The organism is uncultured Desulfovibrio sp. (assembly GCF_944324505.1).
GTDB lineage: Bacteria > Desulfobacterota > Desulfovibrionia > Desulfovibrionales > Desulfovibrionaceae > Desulfovibrio.
Genome location: NZ_CALUWO010000001.1, coordinates 260,266 through 273,628, shown reverse-complemented (window position 1 = coordinate 273,628; position 13,363 = coordinate 260,266). Strand labels below are relative to the sequence as shown.

General features: G+C 59.3%; 22 protein-coding genes and 1 tRNA gene. 20 read left to right on the top strand and 3 right to left on the bottom strand.

What is annotated here, in order from left to right; genetic code table 11:
- Nucleotides 1-11: 11 nt before the first annotated feature.
- From rplN to Q0J57_RS01220, 20 genes are all read left to right on the top strand, one after another.
- The gene (gene rplN / locus Q0J57_RS01315; RefSeq protein ID WP_297216062.1) at nucleotides 12-380 is read left to right on the top strand and encodes a 50S ribosomal protein L14; all 369 of its coding nucleotides are present in this window, start codon (nucleotides 12-14) and stop codon (nucleotides 378-380) included.
- An 11-nt stretch (nucleotides 381-391) separates the two neighbouring features.
- Nucleotides 392-724, top strand: a complete 333-nt coding sequence (gene rplX / locus Q0J57_RS01310; protein ID WP_297216059.1) for a 50S ribosomal protein L24 — start codon at nucleotides 392-394, stop codon at nucleotides 722-724.
- 9 nt (nucleotides 725-733) lie between these two features.
- Nucleotides 734-1,273 (top strand): 50S ribosomal protein L5, encoded by a 540-nt coding sequence (gene rplE, locus Q0J57_RS01305; RefSeq protein WP_297216056.1) that lies wholly within the window; start codon nucleotides 734-736, stop codon nucleotides 1,271-1,273.
- Between the two features lie 9 nt (nucleotides 1,274-1,282).
- A complete protein-coding gene (locus Q0J57_RS01300) occupies nucleotides 1,283-1,468 on the top strand; it encodes a type Z 30S ribosomal protein S14 (RefSeq protein WP_297216054.1) in 186 nt (61 codons plus the stop codon).
- 344 nt (nucleotides 1,469-1,812) lie between these two features.
- On the top strand, nucleotides 1,813-2,193 hold the full coding sequence (gene rpsH / locus Q0J57_RS01295; protein WP_297216051.1) for a 30S ribosomal protein S8: 381 nt from the start codon (nucleotides 1,813-1,815) through the stop codon (nucleotides 2,191-2,193).
- 10 nt (nucleotides 2,194-2,203) lie between these two features.
- Entirely contained in the window at nucleotides 2,204-2,743 is a 540-nt protein-coding gene (rplF, locus tag Q0J57_RS01290) for a 50S ribosomal protein L6 (protein ID WP_297216048.1), read from the top strand.
- A gap of 16 nt (nucleotides 2,744-2,759) precedes the next feature.
- Nucleotides 2,760-3,119, top strand: a complete 360-nt coding sequence (gene rplR, locus Q0J57_RS01285; protein ID WP_297216046.1) for a 50S ribosomal protein L18 — start codon at nucleotides 2,760-2,762, stop codon at nucleotides 3,117-3,119.
- Nucleotide 3,120: 1 nt separating this feature from the next.
- Entirely contained in the window at nucleotides 3,121-3,630 is a 510-nt protein-coding gene (gene rpsE, locus Q0J57_RS01280) for a 30S ribosomal protein S5 (protein ID WP_297216043.1), read from the top strand.
- Nucleotides 3,631-3,632: 2 nt separating this feature from the next.
- Nucleotides 3,633-3,809 carry a 50S ribosomal protein L30 gene (gene rpmD, locus Q0J57_RS01275; protein ID WP_297216040.1) on the top strand — a complete coding sequence of 59 codons (177 nt, stop codon included), beginning with the start codon at nucleotides 3,633-3,635 and terminating at the stop codon, nucleotides 3,807-3,809.
- A gap of 25 nt (nucleotides 3,810-3,834) precedes the next feature.
- Nucleotides 3,835-4,299: a 50S ribosomal protein L15 gene (rplO, locus tag Q0J57_RS01270; RefSeq protein WP_297216037.1), complete on the top strand. Its 465-nt coding sequence runs from the start codon at nucleotides 3,835-3,837 to the stop codon at nucleotides 4,297-4,299.
- Between the two features lie 111 nt (nucleotides 4,300-4,410).
- A complete protein-coding gene (secY, locus tag Q0J57_RS01265) occupies nucleotides 4,411-5,724 on the top strand; it encodes a preprotein translocase subunit SecY (RefSeq protein ID WP_297216034.1) in 1,314 nt (437 codons plus the stop codon).
- 22 nt (nucleotides 5,725-5,746) lie between these two features.
- Nucleotides 5,747-6,541 carry a type I methionyl aminopeptidase gene (map, locus tag Q0J57_RS01260; protein WP_297216031.1) on the top strand — a complete coding sequence of 265 codons (795 nt, stop codon included), beginning with the start codon at nucleotides 5,747-5,749 and terminating at the stop codon, nucleotides 6,539-6,541.
- Nucleotides 6,542-6,686: 145 nt separating this feature from the next.
- Entirely contained in the window at nucleotides 6,687-6,800 is a 114-nt protein-coding gene (gene rpmJ / locus Q0J57_RS01255) for a 50S ribosomal protein L36 (RefSeq protein WP_005027799.1), read from the top strand.
- A gap of 15 nt (nucleotides 6,801-6,815) precedes the next feature.
- Nucleotides 6,816-7,184 carry a 30S ribosomal protein S13 gene (gene rpsM / locus Q0J57_RS01250; protein ID WP_297216028.1) on the top strand — a complete coding sequence of 123 codons (369 nt, stop codon included), beginning with the start codon at nucleotides 6,816-6,818 and terminating at the stop codon, nucleotides 7,182-7,184.
- Nucleotides 7,185-7,223: 39 nt separating this feature from the next.
- On the top strand, nucleotides 7,224-7,613 hold the full coding sequence (rpsK, locus tag Q0J57_RS01245; protein ID WP_297216025.1) for a 30S ribosomal protein S11: 390 nt from the start codon (nucleotides 7,224-7,226) through the stop codon (nucleotides 7,611-7,613).
- Between the two features lie 47 nt (nucleotides 7,614-7,660).
- The gene (rpsD, locus tag Q0J57_RS01240) at nucleotides 7,661-8,287 is read left to right on the top strand and encodes a 30S ribosomal protein S4 (protein ID WP_297216020.1); all 627 of its coding nucleotides are present in this window, start codon (nucleotides 7,661-7,663) and stop codon (nucleotides 8,285-8,287) included.
- 12 nt (nucleotides 8,288-8,299) lie between these two features.
- Nucleotides 8,300-9,343, top strand: a complete 1,044-nt coding sequence (locus Q0J57_RS01235) for a DNA-directed RNA polymerase subunit alpha (protein WP_297216016.1) — start codon at nucleotides 8,300-8,302, stop codon at nucleotides 9,341-9,343.
- Complete coding sequence (gene rplQ / locus Q0J57_RS01230) at nucleotides 9,333-9,728, top strand: 50S ribosomal protein L17 (protein WP_297216013.1); 396 nt, start codon at nucleotides 9,333-9,335, stop codon at nucleotides 9,726-9,728. The genes Q0J57_RS01235 and rplQ overlap by 11 nt, the downstream gene beginning before the upstream one ends.
- Nucleotides 9,729-9,881: 153 nt before the next feature.
- Nucleotides 9,882-10,940 (top strand): selenide, water dikinase SelD, encoded by a 1,059-nt coding sequence (gene selD, locus Q0J57_RS01225; protein WP_297216009.1) that lies wholly within the window; start codon nucleotides 9,882-9,884, stop codon nucleotides 10,938-10,940.
- Nucleotides 10,941-11,145: 205 nt separating this feature from the next.
- A tRNA-Leu gene (locus Q0J57_RS01220) sits at nucleotides 11,146-11,229 on the top strand.
- Nucleotides 11,230-11,409: 180 nt separating this feature from the next.
- On the opposite strand, the gene Q0J57_RS10145 is transcribed toward Q0J57_RS01220, so the two are convergent.
- From Q0J57_RS10145 to terL, 3 genes are all read right to left on the bottom strand, one after another.
- A complete protein-coding gene (locus Q0J57_RS10145; RefSeq protein WP_363315450.1) occupies nucleotides 11,410-11,769 on the bottom strand; it encodes a tyrosine-type recombinase/integrase in 360 nt (119 codons plus the stop codon).
- Entirely contained in the window at nucleotides 11,766-12,062 is a 297-nt protein-coding gene (locus Q0J57_RS10140) for an antirestriction protein ArdA (RefSeq protein WP_363315449.1), read from the bottom strand. Before Q0J57_RS10140 ends, Q0J57_RS10145 begins: the two co-directional genes overlap by 4 nt.
- A 541-nt stretch (nucleotides 12,063-12,603) precedes the next feature.
- On the bottom strand, nucleotides 12,604-13,299 hold the full coding sequence (gene terL, locus Q0J57_RS01215) for a phage terminase large subunit (protein ID WP_297216007.1): 696 nt from the start codon (nucleotides 13,297-13,299) through the stop codon (nucleotides 12,604-12,606).
- Nucleotides 13,300-13,363 lie beyond the last annotated feature (64 nt).

The following is a 13,363-nucleotide window of genomic DNA, read 5'->3' as shown; positions in this document are numbered from 1 at the left end:
GGGTACTCGCCATGATCCAGGTAGAATCGACGCTTCAGGTGGCCGACAATTCCGGCGCCAAAAAGGTGGCCTGCATCAAGGTGCTGGGCGGTTCGCACCGTCGTTACGCTTCCGTGGGCGACATCATTGTGGTGTCCGTCAAGGAAGCCATGCCCCACAGCAAGGTCAAGAAGGGTGATGTGATGAAGGCCGTCATCGTGCGTACCGCCAAGGAAGTGCGCCGCATGGATGGCAGCTACATCAAGTTTGACGGCAATGCCGCGGTGCTGCTCTCCAACCAGGGCGAACCCGTGGGGACCCGCATCTTCGGGCCTGTGGCCCGTGAGCTGCGTGCCGCCAACTTCATGAAGATCGTTTCCCTTGCCCCCGAAGTGCTTTAGGAGAGATGCTCATGAATACGTATCGCATCCGCAAGGACGACAAGGTGATGGTGATCACCGGCAAGGACAAGGGCAAGATTGGCAAGGTGCTGAAGATCCTGCGCAAGAAGGATCGTGTGCTGGTGGAAAAGGTCAATGTGGCCAAGCGCCACATGCGCCCCAATCCCTATGCGCAGCAGCCCGGCGGCATCGTGGAAAAGGAAATGCCCATCCACGTGTCCAATGTGATGGTAGTCTGCTCGGCCTGCGCCAAGCCTACCCGTGTGGGCTACAAGTACATTGAGTCCGAGGGCAAAACCAAGAAAGTGCGCTTCTGCAAAGAGTGCAACGAAGTCATGGAATAAGGTGATACGATGACCCGCCTTGAAAAGATTTATCGGGAGAAGGTGGTTCCGGTACTGCAGAAGGAGTTCAATTACAGCTCCTCCATGCAACTGCCCGGGATTCAGAAGGTCTCTCTGAATATCGGTCTGGGCGCCGCCAGCCAGAACAACAAGCTGATGGAAGAAGCCGTGGCCGAACTGAGCGCCATCGCCGGCCAGAAGGCCGTGGTGACCCGCGCCAAGAAGTCCATTGCTTCCTTCAAGGTGCGCGAAGGCATGCCCATCGGCGTTCGCGTCACCCTGCGCAAGGATCGCATGTGGGACTTCCTGGACAAGCTGATGAACTTTGCCCTGCCCCGCGTGCGTGACTTCCGTGGCATTCCGGATCGCGGTTTTGACGGTCGCGGCAATTTCACCCTGGGTATCAAGGAACACACCATCTTCCCCGAACTGGAAGTGGACCGTGTGGAAAATCCCAAGGGCATGAACATCACCATCGTCACCACTGCCAGCACGGACAAGGAAGGCAAGTTCCTTCTGGACCAGCTGGGCATGCCCTTCCGCAAGTAGGAGTAAGCCATGTCGCGCACCTCTCTTGAAGTCAAAGCCAGCCGCAAGGCCAAGTTCAGCTCGCGCGCTTACAACCGCTGCCCCATCTGCGGGCGTCCCCGGGCCTTCATGCGTCAGTTCGGCATCTGCCGTATCTGCTTCCGCAACATGGCCCTGCGCGGTGAGCTGCCCGGCGTTCGCAAGTCCAGCTGGTAAGCCGTAGAAACTCCCTGTGCGGAATCCCGTATTCCGCCCAGTGCACAACTTCAGGCCCGGTGATGCCCCAGGTGGCGTCGCCGGGCCTGCCTTTTCCTCCCCTGGGCCGGGCAGGTGCCGTGTCCGCCGTGTCCGCTGTACCCCGGCGGAGGCGCGGACGGGCGGTTGTGCCGGCAGGTCCGTGCCGATGTATCCGCGCCGGGCAGGGCAGGGGGGCGAGAAGCCGCGCGCCGGCAGGGGACTTGCTTTTTATCGCCTGCCGGTGTAAGAACGACAGATTCATCGCGGGAAGTGCCGGCATGGGGCCGGTAACCCCCAAGACAAACAGTAGTTAGGAGCTATCGATGATGACAGATCCTATTGCGGATATGCTGACCCGTATCCGCAACGCACATTTGGCCCTGCACAAGGAAGTGAATGTGCCGCGCTCGAAGATGAAAGTGGCGCTTGCCGACATCCTCAAGCGGGAAGGTTACGTCGAAGACGTGGCCATGGATGAGCGGAACATCACCATCACCCTGAAGTACCAGAAGGGCAAGGCCGCCATCAGCGGCCTGAAGCGTGTGAGCACCCCCGGCCGTCGCGTGTACGTGGGCGCCCACAACATCCCCAAGGTGCAGAACGGCCTCGGCATTTGCATTCTGTCCACGTCCAGCGGCGTGCTGGACGGCATGACCGCGCACGAAAAGAAGGTGGGCGGCGAACTTCTGTGTGAAATCTGGTAGGCGGTGCACCATGTCTCGAATTGGAAAACAGCCTATTGCCGTGCCCAACGGCGTCGACGTCAAGATCGGCACGGATGTCGTGGAAGTGAAGGGACCCAAGGGTTCCATCAGCACTCCGGTGTGCAGCCTGCTCAAGTATGAACTGACCGATGGCCATGTGGTCATCACCCGCCAGGAAGAAAGCCGTCAGAGCCGCGCGCAGCACGGCCTGCGCCGTACCCTGCTGGCCAACTGCATTGAAGGCGTGACCAAGGGCTTTTCCAAGTCCCTGGAAGTCATCGGCGTTGGTTACCGTGTGGCGGTAAAGGGCAATATGGTGGAAATGGCGCTGGGCTTTTCGCACCCCGTCATTATGGAACTGCCCGAAGGCATCAAGGCCAGCGTGGATGGCCAGGTGCTGACCCTCAGCGGTGTGGACAAGGAACTGGTGGGCGAAACCGCTGCCCGTATCCGTCGTCTCCGCAAGCCTGAACCCTACAAGGGCAAGGGCATCAAGTACACCACCGAGACCATTCGCCGCAAGGTCGGCAAGTCCGGCGGCAAGAAGTAGCAGGTAGGGTGCGCAAATGAAACTTTCCAAGAATGAATCTCGTCAGCGCCGCAAGATCCGCATCCGCAAGAAGGTGAACGGCACTGCCGACCGTCCGCGTCTGGTGGTGTATCGTTCCAACATGCACATCTATGCGCAGATCGTGAACGATCTTGAAGGCGCCACCCTGGTGTCCGCTTCCACCCTGCAGCTTGCCAAGACCGAAGCCGGTGTGCACTGCAATCTGGATGGGGCGAACAAGGTGGGCAAGGAAATCGCCCGTCTGGCCAAGGAAAAGAATATCAGCCAGGTGGTGTTCGATCGCAATGGGTACCTTTACCATGGCCGCGTGAAAGCCGTGGCTGACGGCGCGCGCGAAGGCGGCCTGGAGTTCTAATATGCGTGAAAATACCGAAACCCCCATCAACGAACTGGGCGAGATCGAAAAGGTCGTTGCCCTGAACCGTGTGGCCAAGGTGGTGAAGGGCGGTCGCCGTTTCAGCTTCAGCGCTCTGGTGGTCGTCGGTGACGGCAAGGGTGGCGTGGGCTTTGGCCTGGGCAAGGCCCAGGAAGTGCCCGAAGCCCTGCGCAAGGCCACCGAGCGTGCCCGCAAGAGCCGCGTGCAGATTCCCCTGGTGGACGGTACCCTGCCCTATGAAGTGCTGGGTCGCTTCGGCGCCGGTCGCGTCATGCTCAAGCCGGCCTCCGAAGGTACCGGCATCATTGCCGGCGGTGCTGTGCGTGCCATCATGGAAGCCGTGGGCGTGCGTGACGTTCTGGCCAAGGCCATCGGCACCAATAATCCCCATAACGTGCTGCGTGCCACCATGCAGGGCCTCATCTCCCTGCGCAGCGCGGACGAAGTGTCCGAACTGCGTGGCAAGAAGCTGGAAGCCCCGAGGAAGTAGTCATGGCTGAAATCAAGGTCAAACTCGTGCGCTCGCGCATCGGCTCCACGCCCGCGCAGCGCAAGCTGTTGGACTCCCTTGGCCTCAAGCGTCGCGAAAAGGTCAAGACGTTCCAGGACACCCCGGCCATCCGGGGCATCATTGCCAAAGTTTCGCACCTGGTGGCCGTGGTTGACTAACCGCGTCGCCGGAGGAGTATAGATCATGCAACTGCACAATCTCTTTCCCTTCCCGGAAGAGCGCAAAACGCGTCGTCGCGTGGGCCGCGGTGCCGGTTCCGGTCTGGGCTGCACGGCGGGCAAGGGCCACAAGGGCCAGAATGCCCGTGCCGGCGGCGGTGTGCGTCCCGGCTTTGAGGGCGGCCAGATGCCTCTCCAGCGTCGTCTGCCCAAGCACGGCTTCAAGAACTTCCTGTTCAAGGTGACCTATGATGTGGTTAATCTGGACCGCCTGCTGGAAGCCTTTGAAGGCAAGAATGAAATCAGCCTTGACGATATCTACGCCCGCGGGCTTGCCCGCATGGGTGCGCCGGTGAAGGTGCTTTCCCGTGGCGAAGTGGCCCGGGCCGTCAAGGTGGAAGCTCACAAGTTCAGTCAGGCTGCCGCGGAAAAGATCCGCAATGCCGGTGGTGAAGTGAGTGAGCTGGAAGCGGCTCCTGCTGCGGAATAAGAAGCGTATGACCGTGCGCTGCGCGGTCTTTGCGGCCTTGTCCTCCGCCTGGTCGGAGGGCAAGGCATTGCGCGCATACTGCCCCCAGGGGCATAACGAAAAGAGTATTGCATGGCATCTGGAACCGTGAACAATATGGACGGGCAGCGTTCGCTCGTCAAACGTCTCGGTTGGACGTTCCTGCTTCTGTGCTGCTACCGCATCGGCGTCCATGTGCCGGTGCCCGGTGTGAACACCGAAGCGCTCAAGGCCTTTGTGGACAGCATGGCGGGCACGCTTTTCGGCATGTTCGACATGTTCTCGGGGGGGGCGCTGTCCAACGTTTCCGTCTTTGCCCTCGGCGTCATGCCCTATATCTCGGCGTCCATCATCATGCAGCTGCTGCAGGTGGTCAGCCCGGACATCAAGCGCATGGCCAAGGAAGAAGGGCAGGCGGGGCGCCGCAAGATCACCCAGTATACCCGTTACCTGACAGTGCTCATCACCCTGGTGCAGGGGCTGGGCATTGCCGTGGGTCTCGAGTCCATGAGCAGCCCCACCGGCGCGTCCATCGTGCTTGATCCGGGCTGGAACTTCCGCATGATGACCATGATCACCTTTACCACCGGCTCCATGCTGGTCATGTGGTTTGGTGAACAGATCACGGAGCGCGGTATCGGCAACGGTATCTCGCTGATCATCTTCTGCGGTATTGTGGTGGGGATTCCGCGCGGCATCATGCAGTCCATCGAGCTTATCCGCTCGGGCAGCATGTCCATCTTCATTGCCATCTGCGTGGTGCTGCTCATGGCCGTGGTGCTGACTGCCATCGTCTTCATTGAACGGGCGCAGCGCCGCATCCCCGTGAGCTATGCCAAGCGCCAGATCGGCCGCAAGATGTACGGCGGGCAGAATACCCATCTGCCTCTGCGGCTCAATACCGCCGGGGTTATTCCGCCCATCTTCGCCTCGTCGCTGCTGCTTTTCCCGGCAACGGTGGGGCAGTTCGCCACCAATGAATACGTGAAGCGCGCGGCAGACTTCTTTGCCCCGCATTCCGTGATGTATAACGTTCTCTATGTGGCCCTCATCTTCTTCTTCTGCTACTTCTACACGGCCATCATCTTTGATCCCAAGGACATGGCCGAAAACCTGAAGAAGAACGGCGGCTTCATTCCGGGCATTCGTCCCGGGGAGAGAACGCAGGAGTATATTGACACGGTGCTTTCCCGCCTGACCCTGTCCGGCGGTGTCTACATTGCCATCGTGTCCGTCCTGCCCATGCTCATGTACAGCTGGTTCAATGTGCCGTTCTATTTCGGCGGCACCAGCCTGCTCATCCTCGTGGGCGTGGCCATGGACTTCATGAATCAGATTGAGTCTCACATGATTTCCAGTCAGTATCAGGGTCTCATGAACAAGGCCCGCAAGAGCGGCCGAATGTAAGACCGAAAGGATCTGACGGCATATGAAAAAGTATCAGGGTGCATTCATCAAGAACGAGCATGAAATTGCCCGCCTGCGCGAAGCCAATCGCATGGTGGCCAACATTCTCGATGCCATCGGCGACGAAGTCGCCCCTGGCCTGACGACGATGCGCTTTGAAGAGATAGCCCGCGACATGTGCGCGGACTACAAGGTGAAACCGGCCTTTCTCGGTTATTGCGGCTACCCCTATGCCACCTGCTGTTCCGTCAATGAGCAGGTTGTTCACGGTTTTCCTTCCCCGCGGCTGCTTGAGGAAGGCGATATCGTGAGCGTGGATATGGGCGTGGTGTTCGAGGGCTTCGTGGGCGATGCCGCGCGCACCTTTCCGGTGGGCAAGGTAAGCGACGAAGTCCGCCGGCTCATGCAGGTCACCGAGGAAAGTCTGTACGTGGGCATTGAACAGGCCCGCGCCGGGAATGATGTCTTTGCCATCGGCCGGGCGGTGCAGGCTCATGTGGAAGCGGCCGGTTTCGGAGTTGTGCGGCGCTTTGTCGGCCATGGTGTCGGCTCGCGCATGCACGAAAAGCCGGAAGTGCCCAACTTCAATCCGGGCATGCGGGGCCTGACCCTGCAGAACGGTATGGTCATCGCCATTGAACCCATGGTGACCATGGGAACCTATGAAGTGGACATTCTGGATGACGACTGGACAGCTGTGACACGGGACGGCAAGTGGGCTGCCCATTTTGAGCACAGCGTCGCCATCACGCATGACGGACCGCGCATCCTCAGCATCTCGGATCGCGGCCTGAACAAGCGGACGATAGGCAGTTGACAGAGTTATGAAAGATGGATAAAGGTTTCTGTTCCTGCCCGGATGCGGGCGTGAACAGCCCACAGGGCCCGGATTGCCGGCGCTTGTTGTGGCGCGAAAATTCGGGCTTGCAAGGTTCGACCTTGCCGCTAACTGGAGACGAATTATGAAAGTCAGACCTTCCGTCAAGAAAATATGCCCCAAGTGCAAGGTGATCCGGCGCAAGGGTGTGCTTCGAGTTATCTGCGAAAACCCCCGGCACAAGCAGCGCCAGGGCTAGGGCAGGAGACGTACTGTGGCGAGAATTGCAGGTGTTGATTTGCCTCGCGGCAAACGGGTGGACATTGCGCTCACCTATATTTATGGCATTGGCCGCACCACGGCCCTCAAGATTCTGGATACCACCGGGGTCAACTGGGAACGCAGCATTGACGACCTTTCCGCTGATGAAGTGAACGAGATCCGTAAGGAACTCGAACAGAACTACAAGGTGGAAGGCGATCTTCGTCGCGAAGTTTCCAGCAATATCAAGCGCCTCATGGATATCGGCTGCTACCGTGGCCTTCGTCATCGCCGCGGCCTGCCCGTGCATGGTCAGCGCACCCACACCAACGCCCGTACCCGCAAGGGTCCCCGTCGTGGCGCTGTGGGCAAGAAGAAGTAGCCTTTTACCGCTCCTTAGCGAGATTGAGGGATAGTAGTCATGGCCAGACCCAAGAAAGCGGTCAAGAAAAGAGAAAAGAAGAACGTGCCTGTGGGCATTGCCCATATCCAGGCCTCGTTCAACAATACCATCATTACCTTTACCGATACCCGTGGCAATGCCGTGAGCTGGGCCTCTTCCGGCCAGAGCGGCTTCAAGGGTTCGCGTAAATCCACGCCCTTTGCCGCTCAGGTGGCTGCCGAAACCGCTGCCCGCAAGGCGCAGGACAACGGCATGCGCACCGTGGGCATCTATGTGAAGGGTCCCGGTTCCGGTCGTGAAGCCGCCATGCGCGCCATTGCCGCCGTGGGCTTCCGTGTGGCTTTCATTCGTGATGTGACGCCCATTCCGCACAACGGCTGCCGGCCGCCCAAGCGCCGCCGCGTCTAGTGCCCTCCTTCAGGAAGTGGCATTTACCCAAGCAAGAGGATTCATAAATGGCCAAATATACTGAAGCCAAGTGTCGCATTTGCCGTCGTGAAGGCTGCAAGCTCTTCCTCAAGGGGGACCGTTGCTTTACCGACAAATGCGCCCAGGATCGTCGCCCCTATGCTCCCGGCCAGCATGGCCGTGCCCGCAAGAAGGTGAGCGAATATGCGGTGCAGCTGCGTGAAAAGCAGAAGACCCGCCGCAGCTACGGCATTCTCGAGCGCCAGTTCCGTGGCTACTTCGAGAAGGCCGAAATGCAGAAAGGCGTGACCGGCACCAACCTGCTGGTCATCCTTGAGCGTCGTCTGGACAACGTGGTGTACCGCATGGGCTTTGCCAATTCGCGCAACCAGGCCCGTCAGCTGGTCCGCCACGGCATCTTCACCCTCAACGGCCGCAAGGTGAACATTCCCTCCCTGCAGGTCCGTGTGGGCGATACCGTTGAAGTTCCCGAAAAGAACCGCAAGATTCCCGTGATTGCCGAAGCTCAGGAAGTGCTGGCCCGTCGTGGTTGCCCGGCCTGGCTGGAAGCGGACGGTGCGGCGTTCAAGGGTACCGTCAAGGCCCTGCCGCAGCGTGACGACATCCAGTTCCCGGTCAACGAGCAGCTGATCGTCGAACTGTACTCGAAATAAGGCGGGTGAGCCATGCTTAACAGACAGGGCGAACGCCTTATCAATTCGCGCAACTGGAACGAGCTGGTCAAGCCCGATCAGATTGTGCGTGATGATGATACGGCCAGCAGTACGCATGGCAAGTTCGTTTGCGAACCGCTGGAGCGCGGTTATGGCACCACCATCGGCAATGCCATGCGCCGCGTCTTGCTGGCCTCCCTCCAGGGTGCGGCCTTCGTGGCGGTGAAAATGAGCGGCGTGCAGCACGAGTTCACCACCATCCACGGCGTCCTGGAAGACGTGACCGATGTGGTGCTGAACCTCAAGCAGGTTCGCCTCTGCATGGATACCGACGAGCCGCAGCGTCTCACCCTTCGCGTGGATAAGAAGGGTGCTGTCACCGCTGCCGACATCGTGGAAAATCAGCACGTCACCGTGCTGAATCCCGAACAGCACATTGCCACTCTGACCGAGGACATTGTGTTCGAGATGGAGCTTGAAGTGCGTATGGGCAAGGGCTACGTGCCCGCCGATATGCACGATGGTCTGCCCGATGAAATCGGACTGATCAAGCTGGATTCCAGCTTCTCGCCGGTGCGCAAGGTGGCGTACACGGTGGAACAGGCCCGTGTTGGCCAGATGACCAATTACGACCGCCTCATTCTTGAAGTATGGACCGACGGCTCCGTCACCCCGGAAGATGCCATCGCCTACAGCGCCAAGATCATCAAGGACCAGATTTCGGTCTTTATCAATTTTGATGAACGCGTTTCCGGCGACAGTCATTCCGGCAGCAGCGACAACGGTGAGCTGAACGAACATCTGTTCAAGAACATTGACGATCTCGAATTGTCGGTTCGCGCGACCAACTGTCTGCGCAGCGCCAACATCTCGCTTGTGGGCGAGCTGGTGCAGCGCAGCGAGGCCGAAATGCTCAAGACCAAGAACTTTGGCCGCAAGTCTCTTGATGAAATCAAGAGCGTGCTGCTGGACATGGGTCTTGATTTCGGCATGCGCGTCGACAATTTTGAAAAGAAATACCAGGAATGGAAAAGGAAGCAGCAAAATGAGGCATAGCAACTCCGGCAGAAAACTTTCGCGCACGCCGTCGCACCGCAAGGCCCTGCTCCACAATCTCGCCAAGGCGCTCCTCATCCATGGCCGCATCCGTACCACGGAAATGAAGGCCAAGGAACTGCGCGGCGTGGTGGAACCTCTCATTACCCTTGCCAAGCGTAACGACCTGCATGCCCGTCGTCAGGCCTACCGCGTGCTGTGCGATCACGCGCTGGTGAAGCGTCTGTTTGACGAAATCGGACCCCTGTTCGCTGGCGTGCCCGGCGGCTACACCCGGATCATGAAGCTTGCCCTGCCCCGCAAGGGCGACAATGCTCCCATGGTCATCATCGAGTTCTCCCGTCAGGCCGACGCTGCCGCGCCTGCCGAAAAGACCGAAGCCTAGTTGTGTGCGCCTTGCGCACATGAACAGGGAAATCATGCGGGAGGGGCCGTCACGGTCCCTCCCCTTTTTTATGGCCCACGGGCATATCTTTTGTGCCTGGGACTGCAGCGCCCGGCGCGGGCGCGGCTCCCGGCAGCTGCACAAGGAGGGAACATGGAACTGCTGAGCAAGGCTCGTGCCGCTGGTTGAGCGGCCAAGGTGGCTCCAGGGGCCCTGGAGCGTATCATCAGCGCTGTTGCCGCGGGAATTCCCCCGCATCTGGAACGCCGCGTGCTGGCAGGGCGTGCCCGCAACGAGGATGCCGTGGTGCTCAGCGTGCCGGCGGGCAAGGCCCTTGTGCAGACCGTGGATGTGCTGGCACCTGTGGTCAATGATGCCTATGCCTTTGGCCGCATTGCCGCCGCCAATGCCCTGTCGGACGTCTATGCGCTGGGGGGTGAGCCGTGGTCGGCCATGAATATTTGTTGTTTTCCGCCGGAGCTGGCGCGCGAGGATCCAGAAGGCATTCTTTCCGGCGTGCTCCAGGGCGGACTGGATACGCTGGTGGAAGCCGGCGCCGTGCTGGCCGGCGGGCATACGGTGCAGGACGAGGAGCTGAAGTACGGTCTGGCGGTAACAGGCATCATTGATCCTGCACATATTGCCGTCAATTCCGGCCTGGCCCCGGGGCAACGCCTGGTGCTCACCAAGCCCGTGGGCACGGGCGTACTGTCCACTGGCGTCAAGGCGCACTGGGAGGACTGGGAGGAAAGCGAGGCCCTGCTGCGCCAGTGGTGTGGCAGGCTCAACCGCACCGGCGGCCGGATCATTGCCAGCCAGCGCCTGACGGCGGCCACGGATGTCACGGGCTTTGGCCTGGGCGGTCATGCGCTGGAAATGGCCCGGGCCTCGGGGGTATGCGTGGCCCTGGATGTGGAGCGTATCCCGCTGCTGCCGCATGCCGTGGACTATGCCCGCATGGGTCTCATTCCTTCCGGCAGCCATCAGAACCGGCAGTACTGTGCCTGCGACACCCGCAAGCTCCGTCCCCTGGACGAGGCGCTGGAAAGTCTGGTGTTTGATGCCCAGACTTCCGGCGGCCTGCTGCTGGCCGTATGGCCGGAACAGCTGGCCACGGTATGCCGGCAGCTGGAGGAGGCCGGCGATCTGGCCGCCTGTGTGGGCGAGGTGCTGCCGCTTGCGCCGGACGGGGCGCATCTGCTGCTGCGCTGACAGGGCGCGACTGACGGTCCGGGCGAGCAGGGGAACGTGAGGTGCTGGACAGCCTGGGGCACGGCGTCAGTCTGACGGTCCAGACGGGTAGGGAAACCTGCCTTGCCTTGCCTGGCATTTTACGGTAGTGTAATAAGACGGAGTATTTCGGGCATGAAGGTAGGAGCGCCGGCTTCGGCAGGCGTCCCGCACATGCCCTGACCATGCGAGAGTGGCGGAATTGGTAGACGCACTGGACTTAGAATCCAGCGGTTTATCCATACGGGTTCAAGTCCCGTCTCTCGCACCAGCACAATTATATCAACACCTTATACAAGACCAAGGCCCATTGGAGCATGGCTGCTATACCTCTCTGGGTAAGCAACCATCTGCAACCAATGGGCCTCTTGTTATACAAGGTGTACCACACCTCATACCACAGGCTTCGTCTGACAGTCTTCTCCAATGCTATTCTTCCACGTAGTGCAACCTAATCCCCTAGAAGGGTGGCTGCATGGCGTAAATCAGAGGGCGAGAAGTGTGCGTAACGCGCTGTGGTCGTTATGCTCGTGTGACCCATCCACTCTTTGATGATAGGCATGGACACCCCCGCCTGTGACAAGCGGGTGGCGCATGTGTGGCGGAGCATATGGGGAACGAACTGTGGGTCATCATCCATTCCCATATGATAACGGAGGATGCCCCACGGACGGCGCAACCAATCGTTGCTGCCCATGGGGAACAGCCTCCCGGTCCCGCCGCAGGTCAGCATCCTGCGCTCGATGATGGGACGTATCCGGGCCACGATGGGGACCGTGCGCGGATGGTGGTTCTTGGTCTTCCATCTCAATAGCCATGTATGGCAAGCGGGAGAGTAGTTGTTACGCAATTCCGACAGGATTTCATAAGCAAGCCAGAGTCCTGCGGGTACCCGTGCACGTCTATTTTAAAACCGCACCAGCCCTCATAGTCATGGAGTGCCCATTCTTCGGCGGGCAGGCCGCTTTCCTTGGCAGTAGGGGAAGCGTCAAGCATGGCGAAAATGGCAGGCAGTATGTCGTCAATGCTGGAAAGACGGTCAAAGTCAATCCAGGCACCATGCAGGACACCAATGTTGTAATCAGACAGAGAATCAACATAGATGCAAAAGATTTAATATTCAGAGTTAGAAGCGGAAGCAGAGGAAGCGATAGGCATGTCATTTCTCCTTAAAACAGAAAAGCCCGCCTGGGATGAAACCTAGACGGGCTTATGGTTTTGTGTTTACTGGTTATCTAGCTAGCGGGATGAAAGATAGCCCGCTGCGATACCAATTATTCCAACAACAAAAATGAAGATGAAAACAGCGGTCATATTATTTTCCTTTGGTGAACAGGTTTGCAATTGCTCCAAAAACAAAAGAACATACCGCTGCGCTTAAAGATGCCGTTAAGTCTTCTTTTTGGAAAATTGTCAAGCCAACACCCACAACAGCGAGATTTGAAAGGAAACCAGCAGAATAGTTTGCCAGTTTCTCAAGTGTCCTTTTGTATTTTTCCTACATGCTTTTCTTTTCTCTCCTGTCTGTTTCATGTTCCAATACTTTTTTCCCTGTGTCAATTTTACCTTTGTGTCCCTATGGCCACACGGCAGAGGCTCCAGACAGGCCGGAATTGGCCTCCAGAGTCTTCACAATGAAGTGGGTTCACCAACTGCTCGTCAGAAGGGAACCTGGCGGGCCAGACGGGACGCTGTAGTCACGGTTGGGCAGGGCGTTATAGAGGCTCTGCTCGGTCTGCGGGGTACCCAGGTAGATGATGCGCCCGCCGGGCTTGAGGATGGCGTCAAACTCCTTGACGGCCTCGGAGAGCTTGTCGCGCATCATCTGGGTGTAGGCGTTGTTGGGCACCTCGATGTCGTCGGCGATGATGATGTCGGCGCGGCCTCCGGTAATCTGGCTGAAGATGCCCTTGCTGGTGACGCTGGGGGCCTGGTCTGGCTTGGCCGGGGCCACGTCGAAGGAGAGCTTGGAGCAGCGCTGCTCTGCCCTGGGGATGAGGCATTGCAGGATGGGGATGTCGTTGATGAGCCGCAGGCAAAACGAGGTGAAGTTGTCGGCCCGGTCCTTGGAGGCCGAGAGCACCATGAACTTGCACTGCGGGTCCCTGCGCAGGCTCCAGACCACGAAGGCCGCCGTAATCCAGCTTTTGCCCACGCCACGGAAGGCTTCGGTCACGCTGCGGCGGGGGCCATACTGGAGCCAGCGGGCGATGTCGAGCTGGACAGGGGTGGGGTCAGGCAGGCCGAGGTGCCGCCAGACCAGGACGAGAAAGGTGCGGAAATCCCGGAGCTTGTCCGGCAGGGGAGGGAACTGGGGGGATAGGCTGTTGCTGCTTGCCATGGTTCGTGACCTCAAAAAAAAAATCCCCGCAGGTGCCGCAAGGACACCCACGGGGATGGTCGAA